The following is a 19,672-nucleotide window of genomic DNA, read 5'->3' on the forward strand; positions in this document are numbered from 1 at the left end:
CGGCATCGGGGCCGCGGCCTTGCTTCATTACGCCGCGCCGGCGCCGCGGCGTTGCCGTCAGACGTGCGCGTTGGCGCGGACCCAGTCCAGGTAGGCTTCGTGGCCGCGTTCCACCGGTACCGCGATCAGCTCCGGCAGGTCGTAGGGGTGCAGTTCCAGCACTCGGGCCCTCAGCGTGTCGAAGCATGCGGCGGTGGTCTTGATCAGCAGCAGTTCCTCGCTGTCGGTGGTCACCGCGCCTTGCCAGCGATAGGTCGAGCTGATTCCCGCTACGCGATTGACGCAGGCGGCCATGTGCTCGCTCACCAGCGTTTCGGCGATGCGCCGGGCGCTGGCGGTGTCGGGGCAGCTGCAATAGCAGAGCAGAATGGTGTCGGGCATGCCGGCAAGCCTAACGCGCACGAGGCCCGCTTTTGCACGGCGGGCGCTTCCCGCTGCCGGGATCACCAGCCCTGTGTCGACCGAGCGGGCGGAAGCTGCAGTGTCCGCGGCCCTTGAAACAGGCGCTCGGCCACCCAATAAGCTGTTCGTTCCCGGTCCAAAGTTGTTGCAGCGGGGTTCTGTACCGCTAAAATTGGCACTCGTTTACCTTGAGTGCTAACAAGACGACCGATCGGGGTCTTGAAAGCCTTGTCCCACCTCAATAGTCAGCTGGAGTCATCCATGAGCACACTGCGTCCGTTGCACGATCGCGTCATCGTCAAGCGTCTCGAAGAAGAGCGCGTCTCCGCCGGCGGCATCGTCATCCCCGACAGCGCCACCGAAAAGCCGACCCGCGGCAAGGTCGTCGCCGCCGGCACCGGCCTGATCATGGCCGACGGCAAGGTGCGCCCGATGTCGTTGAAGGCCGGTGACACCGTGCTGTTCGGCAAGTACGCCGGCCAGGAAATCAAGATCGACGGCGAAGATCTGGTGTTTCTTAAGGAAGACGACATCGTTGCCGTGATTGAGGGCTGATGGGCTGGGGCTTGGGCAAACGAGCGCGAAAAGTAGAAACCGCGCACGCCAGTCGCCTTCGGCTCCCTCCCGCAGCACTTTCGCAACAACAAACCCCATTCTTGATTCAAAATTTTTGAGGCAAAAATTTTATGGCAGCTAAAGAAGTCCGATTCGGCGAAGACGCCCGCGCCCGCATGCTCAAGGGCGTGAACACCCTGGCCAATGCGGTCAAGGTCACTCTCGGCCCGAAGGGCCGCAACGTCGTGCTCGAGAAGAGCTTCGGCGCGCCGACGATCACCAAGGACGGCGTGTCCGTCGCAAAAGAGATCGAACTGGCCGACCGTTACGAGAACCTCGGCGCGCAGATCGTCAAGGAAGCCGCTTCCAAGACCTCCGACGTCGCCGGTGACGGCACCACCACTGCCACCGTGCTGGCGCAGGCCTTCATCCAGGAAGGCCTCAAGGCCGTGGCTGCCGGCATCAACCCGATGGACCTGAAGCGCGGCATCGACAAGGCCGTCGCGGCCGCCGTCGGTGAGCTGAAGAAGATGTCCAACCCGACCGCGAATGACAAGGAAATCGCGCAGGTCGGCACGATCTCGGCCAACGCCGACGCCAACATCGGCGACATCATCGCCACCGCGATGAAGAAAGTCGGCAAGGAAGGCGTGATCACGGTCGAGGAAGGTTCGGGTCTGGAGAACGAGCTGGACGTGGTCGAGGGCATGCAGTTCGATCGCGGCTACCTGTCGCCGTACTTCATCAACAACCAGCAGAGCCAGCAGGTCGAGCTGGATGACCCGTACATCCTGATCCACGACAAGAAAGTGTCGAACGTGCGCGAGCTGCTGCCGGTGCTGGAAGCCGTCGCCAAGGCGGGCAAGCCGCTGCTGATCGTCGCCGAGGAAGTCGAGGGCGAGGCGCTGGCCACCCTGGTGGTCAACACCATCCGCGGCATCGTCAAGGTCGCCGCCGTCAAGGCGCCGGGCTTCGGCGACCGTCGCAAGGCGATCCTGGAAGACATCGCGATCCTCACCAACGGTCAGGTCGTGTCCGAGGAAGTCGGCCTGTCGCTGGAGAAGACCACGATCGCCGATCTGGGTCGCGCCAAGCGCATCGTCATCACCAAGGAAAACACCACGATCATCGACGGTGCCGGTGAGGCGGAGAAGATCCAGTCGCGCATCGCGCAGGTCAAGGCGCAGATTGAGGAGACCTCGTCGGACTACGACAAGGAGAAGCTGCAGGAGCGCGTGGCCAAGCTGGCCGGCGGTGTTGCGGTGATCAAGGTCGGTGCCGGCACCGAGATCGAGATGAAGGAAAAGAAGGCCCGCGTCGAAGACGCCCTGCACGCCACGCGCGCAGCCGTCGAAGAGGGCGTGGTCCCGGGCGGCGGCGTCGCGCTGATCCGCGCGCTGAAGGCGGTCGAAGGCCTGAAGGGCGACAACACCGACCAGGACCTGGGCATCGCGATCACCCGCCGCGCGCTGGAAGCGCCGCTGCGCGCGATCGTCTCCAACGCCGGCGAAGAGCCGTCCGTGATCCTCAACAAGGTCAAGGAAGGCAAGGGCAACTTCGGCTACAACGCCGCCACCGGCGAGTTCGGTGACATGGTGGCGATGGGCATCCTGGATCCGACCAAGGTGACCCGCACCGCGTTGCAGCACGCCTCGTCGGTCGCCGGTCTGGCGATCACCACCGAAGCGATCATTGCCGAACTGCCGAAGAAGGACGAAGGCCACAGCCATGGCGGCGGTGGCATGGGCGGCGGCATGGGTGGCATGGGCGGCATGGATTTCTGATCCAGCCCAAGCCGTTCGCCCCCGGATCAAGTCCGGGGCAGGTTCTGAGCGTAGCCGCGTAGCGGCGAAGTCGAAGGGCCCGCGACACAAAAAACCCCGCCTTGGCGGGGTTTTTTGTTGCGGGCAACAAATACTGACTAAGGTAGCGTCGCTATGTAAGCCTTGAGCGATTTTCTGAGCAACTTGCGGTTCTTCCCCAGATGGAGTTCGCGATGGCAGTGAGGGCACATGGCCGCGGCGTTTGCCAATGTATCGTCGCCATTTTCCGCCAAGGGCACGATGTGGTGGACTTCCAAGTACGGAGCGCCGTTGTCACGGAAGAACAGGCTTCGACCACAGTCTGGCATCTCACACTTTCCGCCAGAGCGGTGCAGTGCAGCGACGACAACATAGGGATTCCGGACGAAATCATTCCGGGTGACCGATTTCCTGGCTGGTTTGCCTTTCGCTCGCTTCGCACGGTCAAGCACTGTCTGGGTGCTTGCTCTGCTCGCTACCTCGACAGTGATGTCGTCACCTGCAGCCGGTGCTGATGGGAGCTTGAATGCAAAAAGCTGACTGCCCACGTTACCGATGAGGATTTGATCGCCTTGGCTCAACCAGTCGCTGATGATGCCATGTCCCATTCTTGGTTCAGGGGCGCGCTTCTTGGCCTTGGCTGACCTTTTCGAGTGGTAGTAAGACGCCTTGATCACCCTGACGTCTGGGTCAAACAGGATAACAACGTCGAACTCAGGGGCTGGTCGTGTTGCCCCGGGAATGATGCCGGCGGCTTTGATGGCTGCTCGCTGACCCTTGTTCGGGAGGTATGCGCTCTTGCTCTTGTCCGTTTTTGTTACCCGCTTTGTGCCGAACACGTCAAAGATGTCTTTCCACGCGATAGTCATGGGCGTAAGCACCTCCCTGTTTGGTTGTTTCTGAACCACGGCAATGAGGATTGGGTGAAATCAATTCTGGTCGTCCGATCGGCGCGCAAATGGACAATCAGCTGGTCTCAGATCGTTGCTGCAGGTTGCAGCGTACAGTGCCGCTGAATTTGTGGGACGGAAAATTGCTGTTTGGTTAATGTCTGGGTGTCGGGTGTGACTCGCATCAAATCAAACTATTTCGGAGTTGAGGCCGCTTATCGGCAATTTCTTCATCGAAGAATTCACGAAAAGTAATGACGTTCGCCAGCTTGGCATAGCAGGTTTCCTTCGATGCCTTCAGCGACTCAGGCACCAACAGGTGAATGCCGTTGTCTGCCATGTCAGAAATGGCATCGGCGGTCACCCGGTCATCCACAGTGGCCAGAAACACCGCACCATTGATTCGCTCCAGCGACAGTTGCTTCCAGCGTTCTCGCAATGTCGTCTTCAATGAAACAATCATTGCGTCATCGAAAGGTCGCGTTTGAGATCTCAGTGTCATTACGTCTGGAAGCACGAAGTCCGGTCGGCGACTGCCGAGGATAACCTGCTCCTCGTAACGAACGTTGCCGTCCATGAACACCCGTGCCACATGGTGCTCAAAGGAGCGCCCGGCGCGACTCTTGCGCGTTTGGGCGGCGCTCAGAAATGTTGCGTCAAGTTCCGGAAAGCCTCGAACGACGGCGCTCGCCAAGTCTGTTCCCGCAGAGATGGTTCGCAGCACTTGCGCGGCGCGGAATCGCACCTCGGCACGTTTGAACAAGGTGTACTCGATGTCGCGACTGATGCGCATGATCACGTCGCCAGGGTTGGGTATGAGCCATGGGTCAATGGCTTCCTTGTGGTTCTCCACAAGCCACGATTCCTGAGCCTGCAGGGCGAAGTCCTCGGTAGCGGGCATCGCAGATGTGCGCCTGATGAACTGATCCAGCGTCCCTTCCCGGAGCGCGCGAGTGAGTTCTTCAATGAGTTGCTCGGTTTCGTCGAGCGGCTCGCCGGGCAGGGCGTCAGGGTCGAAGAGTGCGAAGTGAAAGTCCGAGTCCAGAGAAAACATGGACTCAAGCAGCTCAGCCTCCTCAGACTCGGAATCAATCACCATGAACCAGTGATGCGCTCCGCCGACGGGATGATCCAACGTGCCACCGAGAAGCCAGGACGCCGGTGTGAGTCCAGCGAATTCATCACGCGGTACGCGAGTGAACTGCATCTCCGTTCCCTTGTTCGTGTAGTGCTTCAACGACGACAATTTTGTTTCGCCTGTTGACGGCCAGAAGGTTTCAAAAAGCGTGTCGAGGATGTGCGGCTTGTCGGGATTTGTGTTTCGGACTTCCGGGAAAAATCCATCCTCCCTGATCTCGCGAGGGACGTATACGCCATTCTGATGACCGTTCTTGGCGTTGTCCGCCCATCCGCAGTCGTTGCGTGCCAGTTTCTTGATCAGGATGCGAGAGCTTTTCGCAACCCAACTCCGAATGTCAGTCCATGATGGCCGATTCGCCATTTGCATCACTCGCTAGATGTGCAGTTTGTGTATACGACTCCGACGGCTCGAAGAGATGCTGAATCGGCCGGGATGCTGTTGAGTTCGGATCAAACTGCCGCGGATTTGTCAGTGCCCTGGGCATGCTTCAGGCAGCGCCCCATGAATTGGTCGATACGGTCTTCACTCAAAACCTCGAATGCAACGCCTGCACCAAGGAGATTGAGTTGCTTCATGAACTGACGGAACAGGTGCTCACCGCTGAGCAGGTCGGCATTGTTTTCCATGATCAGAACAATACCCTTGGCCAGGGATGGACGTGCGGCCAGACCCGGCCGCTCCAGAAAATTCAGACGAATATCTGCCCTTGCGAGAATCATTTTCAAAGCTCGTGCCGGGTTGTCCGGCATGATCAGCTTGGCGATGTGATGGTTCCACCACAGGCGGGCAATTGCGTGATCATCACGGCAACCAGTCAAGGTTGGAGCGAAGAAGTGTTTGGTGACGGCTTTTGTCAGCGCATCATCATTCATCGCGGGTTGTAGCCAGCGTTTGCGCGCATATTCAAGGCACTCGACGTGGCTCAGGCGCACCCATATACGATTCTCACGCGCCAGTGTGGGCGTCAGTTTGTCGAGGGCATGGCCGACAATCAGAGAGTTCTGGATTTCGGCCGTGGCACCATCGATGAGTTCCAGTCGCACAAGGCTGGCAAGATCGGCATCGACGGACAGCGGAATGCGCCAGTCTCCCTTGTTCTCGATGTCACCGAAGTTGCCCTCGCGATAGCGATCGAGGTTATCCGTGATCTTGTTCTTCAGGTCGTCGGCGACCTGTTGTCCGACGTAAAGGAGTTTGCTCATCGATCCAGCCTCTCGATGATGCCCTGCAGTGAGTTCAGTGGTGCATCCAGCAGCTTCTGTGCGGACTCCGCAAGGTCTTGATTCTCGATGTCGATTCCTTCCGCCTTGCAGCGAGCTGTCATTACGCCATGCCAGCGTTTGTCCTGGAAATCGGACTCGCCCCGCATGATGTCGAGGACCGACATGACGGCGGGAAGAAATACAGACGAGAGCATGACGTCACACATGTCGGCACGTCCGCGCAAGAGGCCGAGAAAGGCGTGCAGATCAGGATGGACCATGATCTGGATGGCCTCTTCGTCGGGGTTGATTCTGAAGCTTCCTTTCGGGACGTCCTCGTGTTTCACGAGCGTGAAGATGGATTCCAGGGGCGCCAGCTTTTCCAAGCCAGCCTCGAAGCGCAGTTCGTCGCTTAGGGCCAGGAAATCGCCAGTGTTGACGATCCTCGCGCCGTCGGGAAACTCCTTGTCGATATGCTCGGAGTCCAGTTTGAGATCGTCCTGCGCAGCGATAACGACGGCTCGGACGTGCACGGTGCCGCGCACGATGCCGTTGCCAAGCAGGATGGATATGTCGCCGGGCGGGCGTTCCTCAAAGCGATCCAGGTAGGTTTCGCGGCACGTGACCATGAGGCCAGATTTGGCCTTGCCGGAATCCAGCAGTTCATGAATAGAGCATTCATCGAGCATCAAGTTGCCGCGAAGTGTGGCGTCGTTGCAATTTGCGCTTTCCTGGACGCTGAGAACAAGATCGAAGCTCCCATTGCTGTAGTCCTGTGTTTCCGCAGAAAGGATTGGGTGTGGAAAACTGATGCCTTGATCAATGCGCATCTGCCGCTCCTTCGCTTGGCGTGAGGACCACACGAATCGGACCCACGTAGGGGGCGTCGAATTCGATCCTGAAATTTGTGCGCACGCCCTGCTCAAGAGTAACTCTGGGAGCCTTTGCGCATGGTGTTCCGTCGATGGAGCGAATGCTCAGGGTCTCGTTGCTTGACACGCCTGTGGCCACGATCTCGAGAGTTGCCATGGCGGACTCATCGGGAGTGAGCGAGACCACTCGAATGGTGTCGGGGCCTGATCCGGAATTGCGAAGCGCGGAGTAGGAAACGCTTTTGCCACCTCGGCCGCCGGCCGCGCCCCGACCGCTCCCCGGGCGTTCCCCGGAAGTCTGGCCGCTCTTTGTCTTGCTCTGTATGACGCCACCGGATGAACCGGATTCGCCTGCGTCACCACCGCCTGTGCGAGGTTTGGGTGAGGTTGGCTTCAGGGTGATTTTCGGGTGTTCTGGATCATCGTTGATGTTGGTCGGGTCGGGCATGACCTTGCCCGCACTCGGGTTCGAGAAAAAGCGGTTCATCTCATCGAGCAGGATCACTGCTTCGGCCGGTTTGGTGGTACTTGCCTTGATGGTTTCCCTGACCCACGCCCCGACCGCCTTCATGGCTGACTTGTGCTGCCTGCGCTTGTGCAGGTCATCAATGCGTTCTGGCGAAATTTCGTCGTGTCTGGGGCTCTCCATGTCCCGAATCTGGCTGCTGGTGTCGCGATCGGCTGGTTCGAGCAGCGCGATAAAGTCCTTGGACATCGGGAAGCGAGCCATGCGATGACCGAAGTGCTTCAGGTTGTCCGCGATGTACATGCCGTTGCGAAGAATGCCCAAGCGTCGGGGGAATCCGTCCCTTTGCAGGAGTGTCATCCGGAATGTGCCAACGGGAGGAAAAGTTTGCTCGCTCCGTTCCGATTCCGAACTCATGAGTGCTTCCAGCATCGCTGCGCTGAAGTCCAGGTCGTCGGTCGTACCTGAGCTTTCCGCAGCTGCACGCACTTCCAGTTTATCGAAGAGCACCGTGACGGTGTCCTTGCTTATCTCGATGGGGCTGGCATCGGGTCGTTGGACGGTGAAACGGATCGAGCCTTCATGGATGGCCGAGAAGAAGTTTCGGATCAAGGATTCGGTCATCAGCCACTCCCAATCGGCTTCATTCGAGAAGCCGATGCTGGCGACCGTCGTGCCAACTTTGGCGCGGTGAAGCCATGCGGGAAGCGAGCTAGCATCATCAACCGGCATGTATCCCCCGTGGCCCCAGTATCCTGTGGAACGCTTCGGGCTGCCGCCGTCATTGTGGGATATGAGGATGCTCTTGCCTTGGGCAAGGAACGCGGGCCCGTGATCGCCAAGGTAGCGGGTGGAATAGAACACCGTGCGAAGGCTGGAGATGGTAAACGCGGCATTCTTGCCGATGCCGAACGAGCCACCTGCGTCGGTGTCTGATTTCTGGCTGATTCCCGAGGATTTGACCAGTGCATGGAAGGCTGTTCCTTCCACGGCAGGGCCGACAAGTCCAGTCGTGCCGTAGTCCTCCATCAATAGCACAGGGATGCTGGAGCTGTCGGCGATTCTGGCTGCGCGCTCGAAGAACTCCTTGTCCTTCTTCAGGTTACGCATCTTGGCCTGTTTCAGGCACGCGGCAAAGGTGCCTTTGAGCTCCTGCAATCCCGGCACTTCGGAAGCGGGAATTGAGAGCAACCGGAATACGAGATGTACTGGTTCGGATGTCCCGTCTGATCGGCGTGCCGCCGCGTCGAGGCTGTTCTGTGAACACTCGCGGGCGATGCCGGGATACGGCGAACCTTTGAACGTTTCGATACCGGCGTGGCCGAGACCTTCCTCTTCCTTGCCCGGGTTGGGCAGGAACTCCCAGTGCGCCATGTGATTCCCCTGATTCCACGCCGATACAAACGCCACGTTAAACCAGTACGGGAGGCGTGAGCAAATCGCGCCTGAGCCAGGAGGTGCTCAGGGTTGGTGTATCGAGCGAATCTCGCTGACAAGCCACTGAAGTCTTTCCGTGCTGACTTCGCACTCCCACACAATAAGAACCTTCCACCCGTGCTTCGCAAGTTGACTTCGAACCCGGATATCACGTGCCAGATTCTGTTTGAACTTGATTTGCCAGAAGTCTCTGTTGCTCGCGGGCGTGGCGGCGTACCTGCAACCGGGATGCCTGTGCCAGAAGCACCCATGCACAAAGACGACGGTGTGATATTTCGGCAGCACGATGTCCGGCTTGCCGGGAAGGTCCTTCGGCGCGATGCGATAGCGCAAACCCTGTGCGTGCAGATATTTCCGCACGATGATTTCCGGCTTCGTGTCGCGTCCGCGAATGCCGGACATCATCCGGCTTCGTGTGGCGCGATCGACGATATCGGTCATCAGGCAGCGAGGCGGATGCCTGCGGCTTTCATGAAGATCGGGTAGGCGGCTTCGCAAACGCCGTCGCCGAACAATTCGAACATCTCCGCCATGATGCCGTCGAGTTCGATGCACTCGTCAGGTGTGAAAGCGCGCTCGTTCGTCGCAATCGTGAAGATGCTGCTCGGCGTTTCTTCCGGGTGGAACAACATTCCGCGCAATGACATTTCAGCGAACCAGATCGACATGCCTTCGCGGCTCTTGTTGGCGAATTTGGGGATGCGCGATGTGTTCATGAGACTCTCCTTGCTCAAGCGTAGGCCACAAGCAGTGGCTGTTGATGGACACCTTCCTCTTCCTGCCGGATCAAATCGATCACGCGTGGCACCATGATGCGAGCCACTTCGCGCATGACCGGCATGACAACGCTGTTTCCGAATTGCTTGTACGCCTGCGTGTCGCTAACCGGGATCACGAATGAGTTTGGCAAACCCATCAGTCGCGCGCATTCGCGCGGCGTCAGTCGCCGCGGTCGCTTGCGCGGTCCCTGCGACACTAGGATTTCCGAGCCGTCTTTGTAGTAACGCGCGGACAAGGTGCGCGTCACGCTGTCGCCATCGACCAGTCCGAAGCCGAAGCCGTTGCCGGCGGCGCGATGCTTGGCGGCATAGTTCTGGAGGTAGGCCCACAAATTGGGTGTGAGGGTGTAACGCGGATCGATTTTTGCCTTTGCACCCGTCGTGTAGTGCGATTCGGGCGCTTCGCTGCCGTCTTGCGGATGCAGGATGGATTGCAACCTTGGACCGTCCTTGGGCATCTGAAGGTCTTCCCACGAAAAATCGGTGGCTTCGCGAAAGCCCACGATCAGGATGCGTTCGCGGTGCTGCGGCACGAAGTGCTGACCGTCGATGACCTTGCAGTGGATGTGGTAGCCGAGGTCTTGCTCCAGCACCTTCTTGATGACGCGGAAGGTGTTGCCCTTGTCGTGGCTGACGAGGTTCTTCACGTTTTCCAGCAGGAACGCCTTCGGCTGCTTTTCGTTGATGATGCGGGCCACATCGAAAAACAGCGTGCCTTGCGCTTCGTCGGCGAAGCCATGCTTGCGACCGAGTGAATTCTTCTTGGAGACGCCGGCGATGCTGAAAGGTTGGCAGGGGAAGCCTGCCAGCAACACGTCATGATCAGGGATGTCGCGTTCGTTCACGCTGGTGATGTCGCCGACAAAGGTGTGAACCGATTCCGGAAAATTGGCGAGGTAGGTTTTTTGCGCCCACGGGTTCCATTCGCTGGTGAACACGCAGCGCCCGCCTTGTGCCTCGAAGCCCATGCGGATACCGCCGATGCCGGCGAACAGGTCGATGAAGGTGAAGTCGGCAGGTCGCCCCTCATCGCTTCCGGCCAGCGGCAACAGGTATTGCCGGATGGCGCCGGCCAAGTATGGCGGTGGGTCGGTTTCCCCGGTTTCCCAGCGGCGCACGGTGCGTACATTGACCTCCAGAGCCTCGGCCAGTTCTCGCTGGTTGTAGCGCCCACGCAGGCTCGCCAGCAGATGACGGATGTTTTCCATGGCAATCAGATCCGGTAACGGTTTGGGACAGTATGTCCGCATTATGTCCCGCCGGCAATCGATTCCGGATTTGCGACCTGGACGGGTCATGCGTGGCGTGCGAGCCATGAATGCTCGCAGTTGGTTGTCTCAGATCGCGATACGTCGACATTCCTGTGCGCCACGCGTTACGGGTGCAGACGACGCAGACTTCAGCTCAGCGAATCGCCCCCGTCGGCTGCGCCTGCCCGGTGCCGTCGTGGGCGATGCCGATGACCGGCGGCGCAGGCTGGGGCAGCAGCTTGTCGAGTTTGCCGCTCATGCGCAGCTGGTCGATGCTTGCCATGGCCTTGTCGAGTTGCTGCTGGTCGTCGCCCTCGGCCAGCGGCGGGGCGCCGGGGGCCTCGGTGAGCGCAGCCAGCTGCGGGCCGACCAGTTCGGTCAGCGCGAAGTACGGATCGTCGCGGATGCCGATGTGTGCCAGCAGTTTGCCGGGCAGCAGCCAGGAGGCGGTGTCGGCCGTGCTGCGTTTGCCCGGATGCTTCGGGTCGAGCAGCAGCCATACGCCGGCCTGGCTCAGCATGTCGCCGCCGTCGACGAAGCCGGCGATCTGGTAGCTGTTGCTCAGCGCGGGCAGGTGGTCGCCGTAGAAGAGCACCACGCTGGGCCGCTTGCGCTGGGCCAGCAGCTTCACCAGCCGGCCGAGTTCGGCGTCGGCATGCTTGAGGTGGTAGAGGTAGGTCTGCAGCTCCAGCTTGTCGCGACCGCTGATGCCCTCGGGTACCGGGATCGCGTCGCGCTCGGCGACGCGGGCGGGCTCGACGTCATACGGGCCGTGCGCCTCGATGCTGATCGCGAAGATGAACTGCGGCGGGCCGTCGTTCTTCAGCTGCGCCATGATCTCGTCGGTCATCGCGCTGTCGGCCATGTACTTGCCGTCGTTCGCCGCCGTGGGCGGGAACGCCGACTGCGAGACGAAGCGGTCGAAGCCGATTGCCTTGAACGCAGTGGTGCGGTTCCAGAACGCCGGGTCGTTGCCGTGCAGCGCCAGCGTCGTGTAGCCGTGCCGGTTGAGCGTGCGCACCAGCCCCGGCAGCGCCTTGTGGCTCATCTGCAGATAAGGAAACTGCAGGTTGTCGAAGTAGCGCAGCGAGAGCCCGGTAAGCACCTCGAATTCGGTGCGGATGGTGCCGCCGCCGAAGGTGGGCACGTGCAGCTTGCCGCTGGTGCCGTGGGCGGCGAGCCGACGCAGGTTCGGCGCGAAGTTGCTGTGCTCGTAGCCGCGCATGATGGTGGGATCGAAGAACGATTCGCTCTGCACCACCACGATGTCGGGCAATGCGCCGCCGGCCGCCGGTGCCTGCATGGATTGCAGCAGGGCCGGCGTGGTCTGCTCGATCAGCTTCGCGGCCGCCGCGCGATCCGGCTTGCGCTCGCCCTGGCCGTAGTGCAGATGGAACAGCATCAGCGAACTGACCAGTCCGGAATGGGTGGTGGTGGAGATCGCCGACCACGGTTCCAGCCACAGTGTCTTCCCGTTGTAGACCTTCGCCCAGGCGGGCAGGCCGGCCAGCATGCTGGCCAGCGCCAGCGCCAGCACGCCGCCGCCAAACAGGCGCGCGCCGCGCGTGCGGCGCGGGAACAGCGGCGGCTCCAGCCGCCAAGCCGCGACGATCAGCGCCACCGCGGCGAGCAGGCCCAGGTACGGCCACGGACTGTGCGGCAGGTAACCGGACAGCAAGTGCATGCCGCCCTTGTGCAACTGGCCGACGATGCGGAAATCGTCCGGCAGCAGCGGCGTGCCGAGGTTCGCCACCTTCAGCAGGTTGACCACGTACAACAATCCCTGCAGCAAAAAAGCCAGCGCGAACGACAGCAGCGCGCGCCGACTGATCATCAGCAGCACGAGCGCCAGCAGCAGGCCCGGCCAGGCATTCGCCAGCGGATAGCGCGCCTGGTCGAACAGGCGCAGCGGAGTCACCCCGATGCCGCCGTCCACCAGGCCGGTGAGCAGCACGAAGGCCAGCGCCAGCAACAGCAGCAGCGCGACGCGCGGGACAATCGCGTGCCAGCGTGCGGGCGGATGGGCGGGATTCGGGGGCATGGCAGTCCTGCGGTTGCTGTCATGGTCAGGACGCACCAATGTAATGGCGTCCAGATGAACAGCGGGTAGGCGTAATCGGCGAGTTTCGGGCTTGTCCACGGCTTGTTCAAGTTGCCGTCACGGTCTGTCCGCCGGGTGCCGGCAACCGCCCGGCATGCGGCACAATGGCCGGATGACCCATCCGGAATCCGCCGCGCTGCGAGCGCTGATCGACGACCGCTACGGCGACCTGGCCGCCCGTTGCCGCGCCGCCGGGGTGCCGCTGCACGACGACGCCGGCGTGGCCGAGCGGATCCGCCGTACCTTGCTGGCCAGCGACTTCGCGTTCGATGTGTGGTGCCGCCAACCGCAGCTGCTCGCGCCGGCCGGACTGGAGCGATTACGTTCGGGCAGCGACGCCAGTGCGCGCATCGAGGCGCTGAAACTGCCCCACGACGAGGCCGCCTGCATGGTCGCGCTGCGCCGCTTCCGCCACGCCGAGGCGCTGCGGCTGGTGTTTCGCGACGTCAACGGGCTGGACGAGCTGCCGGAAACCCTGTCCGCCACCAGCGTGCTGTACGAGGTGCTGCTTGAGGTGGTGCTGGGCTGGTCCGAGCGTGCGCTGGCCGCGCGCTACGGCTACAGCCGCAATCACGACGGCGCCTTGCAGCGACTGCTGGTGATCGGCTTCGGCAAGCTCGGCGGCAGCGAGTTGAATTTCTCCTCCGACATCGACCTGGTGTTCGCCTATCCGCAAGCCGGCCAGACCGACGGCCCGCGTCCGCTCGACAACAGCGAATATTTCATCCGCCTCGGCCGCCAGCTGGTGCGCCTGCTGAACGAGCCGACCATGGACGGCATCTGTGCACGGGTCGACCTGCGCCTGCGCCCGTTCGGCAACGCCGGTCGGCTGGCGCTGTCGTTCGCCGCGATGGAGCAGTACTACCAGAGCGAGGGCCGCGACTGGGAGCGCTACGCCTGGATCAAGGCGCGCCCGGTCGCTGGCGACCGCGCCGCCGGCAAGCAGCTGCAGGAGTTGCTGCGTCCGTTCGTCTATCGCAAATACCTCGACTACACCGCGTTCGCCGGGCTGCGCGAGATGAAGGCGCTGATCGACGCGGAAGTGGCGCGCAAGGATCTCGCCGACAACCTCAAGCTCGGCCCCGGCGGCATCCGCGAGATCGAGTTCATCGTGCAGCTGACCCAGCTGATCCGCGGCGGCCGCGAACCGTCCCTGCGCGTGCGCGGCCTGTTGAGCGCGCTGACCGCGTGCGAGGCGCGCGGCCATATCAACACGGCGCGGGCGCGCATGTTGCGTGAGGCGTATGTGCTGTTGCGCCGGGTCGAGAACCGCGTGCAGATGCTGCGCGACGCGCAGACCCACGATATCCCCGCCGACGCGCTGAGCCGCGAACGCATCGCGTTGAGCCTGGACTATCCCGACTGGGACAGCCTGCATGCGGCGCTGGTGAAACAGCGCGCCGTCGTCAGCGAGGAATTCGCCGCCGTGCTGATGCCGCAGGGCGGCCGCGCCGCCCGCGTGCCGGCCGCCGACCTGGTGCTGTGGCAGCGCGCCTGCGATGAATCGCTGGACGCCGCCACGCTGGAAGCCTCCGGCTTCGCGCCCGGCGACGAGCTGGCGGATGCCCTGCTGAAACTGCCGCAGGCCGCGGCGGTGCGCGCGATGTCGGCGCGCTCGCGCGAGCGCCTCGATCACCTGATGCCGCAGCTGTTCGACGCCGCGCGCGTCACCGCCGTGCCGGTAGCCAGCCTGCTGCGGCTGTGCCGGTTGATGCAGGCGGTGGCGCGGCGTTCGTCCTACCTGGCCCTGCTGGAAGAACAGCCGGCGGCGCGCCGCCGGCTGGTGCGGCTGTTTGCCGACAGTGCGTTCCTGGCCGAACGCGTGATCGCGCAGCCGCTGCTGCTGGACGACGTGCTCGATCCGCGCATCGATCAATTGCCGTTCAAGCGCGCCGACATCACCGCCGAGATCGCGCGCGTGCTGGGCACGCTGGAAGAGCGCGAGGCTGAGGCGGAGCTCGATCGGATCAACGAGTTCAAGGCGTCCACCGCGTTCCGGCTCGGCCTGGCGTTGAACGACGGCCGCGCCGATGCGGTCGCCACCGCGCGCCGGCTCGCCGCGCTGGCCGAGTCGGTGATCGGCGCGGTGCTGGCGCTGGCCGAGCGCGAGCTGGTCGCCCAGCACGGCCGCCTGCCGGGAACCGACATGCAGCCGGGTTCGGGTTTTTCCGTGCTGGGCTATGGCAGTCTCGGCGGCGAGGAGCTCGGCTTCGCCTCCGATCTCGACCTTGTCTTCGTCTACGACAGCCGCCGCGCGCAGGCGATGAGCAACGGTGCGCGACCGATCGAAGGCTCGCGCTGGTACCAGCGGCTGGCCCAGCGGGTGATGAACTGGCTTACCGTGCTGACCCGCGGCGGCCGCCTGTACGAAGTCGACACGCGCCTGCGCCCGGACGGCTCCAAGGGCCTGCTGGTCAGCAGCCTCGACGCGTTCGTGGCGTACCAGCAGAGCCGCGCATGGACGTGGGAACACCAGGCGCTGCTGCGCGCACGGCCGGTGGCAGGCGACACGGTACTCAACGCCGAGTTGGCCGGGGTGCGCCGCGACATCCTGGCGGTGCCGCGCGAGCGCGCCACGGTGCTGGCCGAGGTCAGCAGCATGCGTGCGCGCTGGCGCGTCGAGCGCGACCGCTCCGACGAGCGCCAGTTCGACCTGAAGCAAGGCCACGGCGGCCTGCTCGATATCGAATTCGCATTGCAGGGATTGGTGCTGGCGCACGCCGCCGAGCAGCCGGGCCTGCTCGGCGTCACCGCCAACGCCGGCCTGATCGAAGCATGCCGCGCCGCCGGTCTGCTCGACAGCAACCAGTCCGCGATCCTCGGCGTGGCCCATGCCGACCTGCTGCAACGCGCACTGGCCTGCACGCTCGACCTGCGCCCGCGCATCGCGCCGCGCGATGCGGAGCTGGAGCAGCTGTGCGGCAGCGTGCGCGAGGTTACCGACGCGCTGGGCTTTGCGTTCGACTGAGCAGCCGCTCAGTCCAGCGCTTGCTGTGCCTGCCGCCGCTGGATTCGTGCGTGCAGTTCGGCGGCGATGCTGGCGGTCTCGCGCAGCGGAGTGGTCGGCGCTGGCGCCTGGCTGTCCAGATCATGCAGCCGCCCGGCCGCGCGCAGCGCCTGATGGAAGCGCGCGATCCTTGCCGGCAGCGGCGTGCTGACGAAGGTCTCGACCGGGCAGCCGACGGCGCAGGCTTCCGAGAGCATGTTCACCGAGTCGGGGGTAACCACCAGACGATCGGCCCAGCCGAGCACGCCGGGGTAGGGATTGCGGCCATCGTCGGGGCCGGCCCAGACCAGACCTGGCACGTCGTGCAGCGTCTTGCGGAAGAGCTCGATCAGCGCCGGTGAGGTGCGTCGTGAACCCAGCACCAGCAGGCTGCCGCCTTCATGGCGCTGGCGTTCGAGCAGGCGTGCGGCCAGCTGGCGGGCGTAGTCCGCATTTAGCGCGATGCCTTGCCGTGGCCCGCCGAGCAGCACGCCCACGCGCGGTTGCGGCAACTCGGCGAAGCTGGGACAGGATTCGCGGCCATCGGCCAGCCACTCGTCGTCCACCGAGTTCAGCGAGCCCAGCGGGCGCAGCACGTTCAGGCCGTCGAGCTGGTCGTGGCAGGGCGCGATCACCGTGTCCCAGTGTGCGGGGTCGATGCGCGGGTTCAGGATCTGCACGGTGTAGCACTGCCCGTCGGACAGCCGGCGCAGCAGGCGGGTGAACAGCGCGGCGGCGCGACCGCAGCCGATCGCCACGGCTGGCCACGGCGGCGTGAACAAGCGGCGCTGATGGATGGGCAGGGCGAGCCGGCCGCCCAGTTCCAGCCGTGGCGCCAGCCACGACCACGGCGCCCGCGGCCGCAACACCAGATGACGCAGCGGCAGTTGCAGGTGTTCGGCCAGCGCCAGCGCCTGGCGCTGGTTGCCGGCAGCGCTGTCGGTGATCACCCAGCATTCGCCGTGCAGTTTCAACATGCGTGCGGGCGTCGCGGCATTGTTTCCAGAATGAGCACTGTACGTTCTCCCCATGGGTGGACTGTTCGCCTGCGACCACCTATACACTTGCAAGATAGCGTCACTGTCGGCGCGTTTTTCCCCAGAGGATACCGATGAGCGAGTTGCTTTCCGAGGCCAGTCTTGAGCAGTTGTTCCGCAGCGCCCGCACGTTCAACGCGTGGCTGCCGAAGGAAGTGAGCGACGAGCAGTTGCACCAGCTCTACGATCTGGCCAAGTTCGGGCCGACCAGCGCGAACTCCTCGCCGATGCGGGTGGTGTTCGTGAAGTCGAAGGCGGCGAAGGCGAAACTGGAGCCGTTCCTGTCCGATGGCAACCGCGCCAAGACCATGGAGGCGCCGGTCACCGCGATCGTCGCCACCGACCACGAGTTCTACGAGCAGCTGCCGCGGCTGTTTCCGCACACTGACGCGCGCAGCTGGTTCGTCGGCAACCAGCCGCTGATCGACACCACCGCGTTCCGCAACGCCACCCTGCAGGGCGCCTACCTGCTGCTGGCGGCGCGGGCGGTCGGGCTGGACTGCGGCCCGATGTCCGGCTTCGACAATGCCGGCGTGGACGCGGCGTTCTTCGCCGGCACCGCGATCAAATCGAACTTCCTGATCAGCATCGGCTACGGCGACGCCAGCCGCAACCTGTTCGCGCGCAGCCCCCGCCTCGCGTTTGGCGAAGCCTGCACGATCGCCTGAAGTCCACGTCCCATCCCACTTTCCCATTCCCACTTCCAAGGAGTTTCTCCATGCGTGCATTGAAGTATCTCGCTCTCGCCGGCCTGCTCGGCGCCGCCGTGTCGGTCCAGGCCGCCCCGGTCACCTACAAGCTCGACCCGGACCACACGATGGTGTTGTTCAGCTGGAACCACTTTGGCTACTCCAACCCCACCGCCGACTTCGGCCTGGGCGAAGGCACCCTGGTATTCGACGAACAGCACCCGGCCAATTCCAGCGTGGAAGTGACCCTGCCGCTGGCCCGCCTCGACACGCATGTGCCGGCGCTGGACGAGCATCTGAAGAAGGCGGACTTCCTCGGCGCCGACCAGTACCCCACGGCGACGTTCAAGAGCACGGCGGTGCAGCCGTTGGGTGGCAACAAGTTCAAGGTCACCGGCAACCTCACCGTGCGCGGCGTGACCAAGCCGGTGGTGCTGGATGCGACGCTGAACAAGATCGGCCCGCATCCGATGAGCAAGGCGCCGTCGATCGGCTTCGACGCTACCGCCAGCATCAAGCGTTCGGATTTCGGCGTCGGCGCCTACGTGCCGAACGTCAGCGACGAGCTCAGCATCCGCATCACCACCGAAGGCTCGGTGCCGAAGAAGGCTACGGCCAAGTAAGTTTCCATGGTCCACAAAAAAAACGCGCCATCATCGGCGCGTTTTTTTTGTGGGCGGGTGGACCGGGTCAGTGCGGTTTCACGCCGACGTCCTTCAGCGATTCCAGCTTGGCCAGGTCGATGCTGGCAACCGCCTGCTTCAGCTGGTCGATGCTGTCCACGTTGCCGTTCGCCTTCACCGTGAAGCGCTTGCCGACCACCACGCTGTATTCGCCGTACTTCGACTGGGTGTCCCACTCCTCGTGGACCAGGTTGCCGTCGGCGCTGTAGGTTTTCTCGTAGCCGTGGTCGGTCTGCTTTTCTTCCTCCGGCGCCATCGCGGCGGCCAGCGACATGAAGCCCTTGGCGCCGCCGGTATCGGAGACTTCCAGCGTGACGTGCTGGCCGTTGTCGGCGGCGTAGCTGGCGCTGGCCTGGGAGATCTGCATGCCCATCGCACTGTTGCGTTCGGCCGACAGGCTGCTGCGCTTGAGGCTGCCCAGGCTGTCGGGCAGGAACGCCTTGATCTGGTCCGGCGCCAGCGCCTCGACGTTGCCATTGGCGCCGGCCACCGCGCCCACCATCTTGCCCATCGCGGCGGACTGCGCCTGGCTGTCGCCGGACTTCTGCGCAGCTTCCAGTTCCTTGCTGGCCTGTTCGGCACGCTGGCCCATCGCGGCCAGCTTGCCTAGCGCACTGTTGCTGTCGATGGTGACGCTGTCGCCGTTGCTGCCGGTGACGTGCATGCCACCCATTGCCGCACCCGTCATTGCGGCGGTGCCGACCACGCCGACGACGATCACGCCGACGATCCAGCTCAGCACGATCGCGATGATCACGCTGACCGCGGTGTAGCCGCCGGCTTTCTCTGGCGGGCACTTCATGGTGTGCGGCAAGCCCAGGTACAGCAGGTAGATGGCGTAGACCGCACCGGCGATCGCGATCAGCCAGCCCAGCCACGGCACGATCACCGCGATGCCGGCGATCCAGCTGGCGGTCCACGAGTAGGCGACGGTCTTCAGCGCCTGCACCATGTCCTTCTGGCCGCCGAAGCTGGGCGCCAGCGCGTTGATGATCAGCGCCACCACATAGACGATCGCCAGCGCCAGCACGTAGTGCAGCACCATGCCCACGATGCCCATGCCGATCGGTGCGCGCACGGTGACGCCGAACATGCTGGTGCCGATCAGGCTGCCCTTGATGAAGCCGGCGATGATCGGCAGGGCGGCGACGATGGCGATGTAGCCGGTGTACAGGCCTTGCACGGTGGCCGGCTCGGCGGCGGCCGCGGGCCATTCGGTCCTGGGTGTGGTCAGGATGGCCTTGATGCGTTCAACGATCTTTCCGAAGTCCATGGTCAGCTCCTAAGCCCGTTGCAGTTGGCCCGGCGCAGAGCGCCGGGTCGAGGATGGTGTGCTCACTTCATGACAGCCGCCGCGACGGTCCGACGGCTGGACGCCGC

At 63.3% G+C, this 19,672-nt stretch carries 17 protein-coding genes; 5 read left to right on the forward strand and 12 right to left on the reverse strand.

The genetic code is table 11. The annotated features are described in order from the left end of the window. Window positions 1-57: 57 nt before the first annotated feature. The gene (gene cutA / locus ABD024_RS16005; protein WP_343855352.1) at window positions 58-381 is read right to left on the reverse strand and encodes a divalent-cation tolerance protein CutA; all 324 of its coding nucleotides are present in this window, start codon (window positions 379-381) and stop codon (window positions 58-60) included. Window positions 382-663: 282 nt separating this feature from the next. On the opposite strand from cutA, the gene ABD024_RS16010 reads away from it, so the two are divergent. Together ABD024_RS16010 and groL are read left to right on the forward strand one after the other, a co-directional pair. Then, complete coding sequence (locus tag ABD024_RS16010; RefSeq protein WP_007081521.1) at window positions 664-957, forward strand: co-chaperone GroES; 294 nt, start codon at window positions 664-666, stop codon at window positions 955-957. A gap of 131 nt (window positions 958-1,088) precedes the next feature. Then, window positions 1,089-2,741, forward strand: coding sequence for a chaperonin GroEL (groL, locus tag ABD024_RS16015; protein WP_343855353.1), 1,653 nt, complete (start codon window positions 1,089-1,091; stop codon window positions 2,739-2,741). Between the two features lie 137 nt (window positions 2,742-2,878). Here groL and ABD024_RS16020 read toward each other — a convergent pair whose 3' ends face one another. The 9 genes from ABD024_RS16020 to ABD024_RS16060 form a co-directional block, all read right to left on the reverse strand. Continuing rightward, window positions 2,879-3,628, reverse strand: a complete 750-nt coding sequence (locus tag ABD024_RS16020; protein ID WP_343855357.1) for an HNH endonuclease — start codon at window positions 3,626-3,628, stop codon at window positions 2,879-2,881. Between the two features lie 205 nt (window positions 3,629-3,833). Next, on the reverse strand, window positions 3,834-5,150 hold the full coding sequence (locus ABD024_RS16025; RefSeq protein WP_343855358.1) for a type II restriction endonuclease: 1,317 nt from the start codon (window positions 5,148-5,150) through the stop codon (window positions 3,834-3,836). Between the two features lie 89 nt (window positions 5,151-5,239). Next, window positions 5,240-5,992, reverse strand: coding sequence for a DUF6339 family protein (locus tag ABD024_RS16030; RefSeq protein ID WP_343855359.1), 753 nt, complete (start codon window positions 5,990-5,992; stop codon window positions 5,240-5,242). Further along, a complete protein-coding gene (locus tag ABD024_RS16035; protein WP_343855361.1) occupies window positions 5,989-6,822 on the reverse strand; it encodes a hypothetical protein in 834 nt (277 codons plus the stop codon). Before ABD024_RS16035 ends, ABD024_RS16030 begins: the two co-directional genes overlap by 4 nt. Then, window positions 6,812-8,704, reverse strand: a complete 1,893-nt coding sequence (locus ABD024_RS16040; RefSeq protein ID WP_343855364.1) for a hypothetical protein — start codon at window positions 8,702-8,704, stop codon at window positions 6,812-6,814. The genes ABD024_RS16035 and ABD024_RS16040 overlap by 11 nt, the downstream gene beginning before the upstream one ends. Window positions 8,705-8,791: 87 nt before the next feature. Then, window positions 8,792-9,208 (reverse strand): very short patch repair endonuclease, encoded by a 417-nt coding sequence (locus ABD024_RS16045; protein ID WP_343855366.1) that lies wholly within the window; start codon window positions 9,206-9,208, stop codon window positions 8,792-8,794. Then, window positions 9,208-9,483: a hypothetical protein gene (locus ABD024_RS16050; protein ID WP_343855368.1), complete on the reverse strand. Its 276-nt coding sequence runs from the start codon at window positions 9,481-9,483 to the stop codon at window positions 9,208-9,210. The genes ABD024_RS16045 and ABD024_RS16050 overlap by 1 nt, the downstream gene beginning before the upstream one ends. A gap of 14 nt (window positions 9,484-9,497) precedes the next feature. After that, window positions 9,498-10,754, reverse strand: coding sequence for a DNA (cytosine-5-)-methyltransferase (dcm, locus tag ABD024_RS16055; protein ID WP_343855370.1), 1,257 nt, complete (start codon window positions 10,752-10,754; stop codon window positions 9,498-9,500). A gap of 196 nt (window positions 10,755-10,950) precedes the next feature. After that, window positions 10,951-12,837, reverse strand: a complete 1,887-nt coding sequence (locus ABD024_RS16060) for an LTA synthase family protein (protein ID WP_343855373.1) — start codon at window positions 12,835-12,837, stop codon at window positions 10,951-10,953. 172 nt (window positions 12,838-13,009) lie between these two features. Between ABD024_RS16060 and glnE the strand changes: the two genes are divergently transcribed. Further along, entirely contained in the window at window positions 13,010-15,865 is a 2,856-nt protein-coding gene (glnE, locus tag ABD024_RS16065) for a bifunctional [glutamate--ammonia ligase]-adenylyl-L-tyrosine phosphorylase/[glutamate--ammonia-ligase] adenylyltransferase (RefSeq protein ID WP_343855375.1), read from the forward strand. Between the two features lie 8 nt (window positions 15,866-15,873). Here glnE and ABD024_RS16070 read toward each other — a convergent pair whose 3' ends face one another. Further along, window positions 15,874-16,860, reverse strand: coding sequence for a mitochondrial fission ELM1 family protein (locus ABD024_RS16070; RefSeq protein ID WP_343855376.1), 987 nt, complete (start codon window positions 16,858-16,860; stop codon window positions 15,874-15,876). Between the two features lie 134 nt (window positions 16,861-16,994). On the opposite strand from ABD024_RS16070, the gene ABD024_RS16075 reads away from it, so the two are divergent. Both ABD024_RS16075 and ABD024_RS16080 read left to right on the forward strand, forming a co-directional pair. Next, a complete protein-coding gene (locus ABD024_RS16075; protein ID WP_343855378.1) occupies window positions 16,995-17,588 on the forward strand; it encodes a malonic semialdehyde reductase in 594 nt (197 codons plus the stop codon). 50 nt (window positions 17,589-17,638) lie between these two features. After that, window positions 17,639-18,232: a YceI family protein gene (locus tag ABD024_RS16080; protein ID WP_343855379.1), complete on the forward strand. Its 594-nt coding sequence runs from the start codon at window positions 17,639-17,641 to the stop codon at window positions 18,230-18,232. Window positions 18,233-18,299: 67 nt separating this feature from the next. Here ABD024_RS16080 and ABD024_RS16085 read toward each other — a convergent pair whose 3' ends face one another. Then, window positions 18,300-19,565, reverse strand: a complete 1,266-nt coding sequence (locus ABD024_RS16085; protein WP_343855380.1) for a Yip1 family protein — start codon at window positions 19,563-19,565, stop codon at window positions 18,300-18,302. Window positions 19,566-19,672: the final 107 nt, after the last annotated feature.

Source organism: Rhodanobacter soli, assembly GCF_039523495.1.
Taxonomy (GTDB): domain Bacteria; phylum Pseudomonadota; class Gammaproteobacteria; order Xanthomonadales; family Rhodanobacteraceae; genus Rhodanobacter; species Rhodanobacter soli.

Bases quoted from the DNA above. Each gene is read 5' to 3' on its own strand.
- cutA (WP_343855352.1), bottom strand. From the start codon at position 381: ATGCCCGACACCATTCTGCTCTGCTATTGCAGCTGCCCCGACACCGCC.
- ABD024_RS16010 (WP_007081521.1), top strand. From the start codon at position 664: ATGAGCACACTGCGTCCGTTGCACGATCGCGTCATCGTCAAGCGTCTC.
- groL (WP_343855353.1), top strand. From the start codon at position 1,089: ATGGCAGCTAAAGAAGTCCGATTCGGCGAAGACGCCCGCGCCCGCATG.
- ABD024_RS16020 (WP_343855357.1), bottom strand. From the start codon at position 3,628: ATGACTATCGCGTGGAAAGACATCTTTGACGTGTTCGGCACAAAGCGG.
- ABD024_RS16025 (WP_343855358.1), bottom strand. From the start codon at position 5,150: ATGGCGAATCGGCCATCATGGACTGACATTCGGAGTTGGGTTGCGAAA.
- ABD024_RS16030 (WP_343855359.1), bottom strand. From the start codon at position 5,992: ATGAGCAAACTCCTTTACGTCGGACAACAGGTCGCCGACGACCTGAAG.
- ABD024_RS16035 (WP_343855361.1), bottom strand. From the start codon at position 6,822: ATGCGCATTGATCAAGGCATCAGTTTTCCACACCCAATCCTTTCTGCG.
- ABD024_RS16040 (WP_343855364.1), bottom strand. From the start codon at position 8,704: ATGGCGCACTGGGAGTTCCTGCCCAACCCGGGCAAGGAAGAGGAAGGT.
- ABD024_RS16045 (WP_343855366.1), bottom strand. From the start codon at position 9,208: ATGACCGATATCGTCGATCGCGCCACACGAAGCCGGATGATGTCCGGC.
- ABD024_RS16050 (WP_343855368.1), bottom strand. From the start codon at position 9,483: ATGAACACATCGCGCATCCCCAAATTCGCCAACAAGAGCCGCGAAGGC.
- dcm (WP_343855370.1), bottom strand. From the start codon at position 10,754: ATGGAAAACATCCGTCATCTGCTGGCGAGCCTGCGTGGGCGCTACAAC.
- ABD024_RS16060 (WP_343855373.1), bottom strand. From the start codon at position 12,837: ATGCCCCCGAATCCCGCCCATCCGCCCGCACGCTGGCACGCGATTGTC.
- glnE (WP_343855375.1), top strand. From the start codon at position 13,010: ATGACCCATCCGGAATCCGCCGCGCTGCGAGCGCTGATCGACGACCGC.
- ABD024_RS16070 (WP_343855376.1), bottom strand. From the start codon at position 16,860: ATGTTGAAACTGCACGGCGAATGCTGGGTGATCACCGACAGCGCTGCC.
- ABD024_RS16075 (WP_343855378.1), top strand. From the start codon at position 16,995: ATGAGCGAGTTGCTTTCCGAGGCCAGTCTTGAGCAGTTGTTCCGCAGC.
- ABD024_RS16080 (WP_343855379.1), top strand. From the start codon at position 17,639: ATGCGTGCATTGAAGTATCTCGCTCTCGCCGGCCTGCTCGGCGCCGCC.
- ABD024_RS16085 (WP_343855380.1), bottom strand. From the start codon at position 19,565: ATGGACTTCGGAAAGATCGTTGAACGCATCAAGGCCATCCTGACCACA.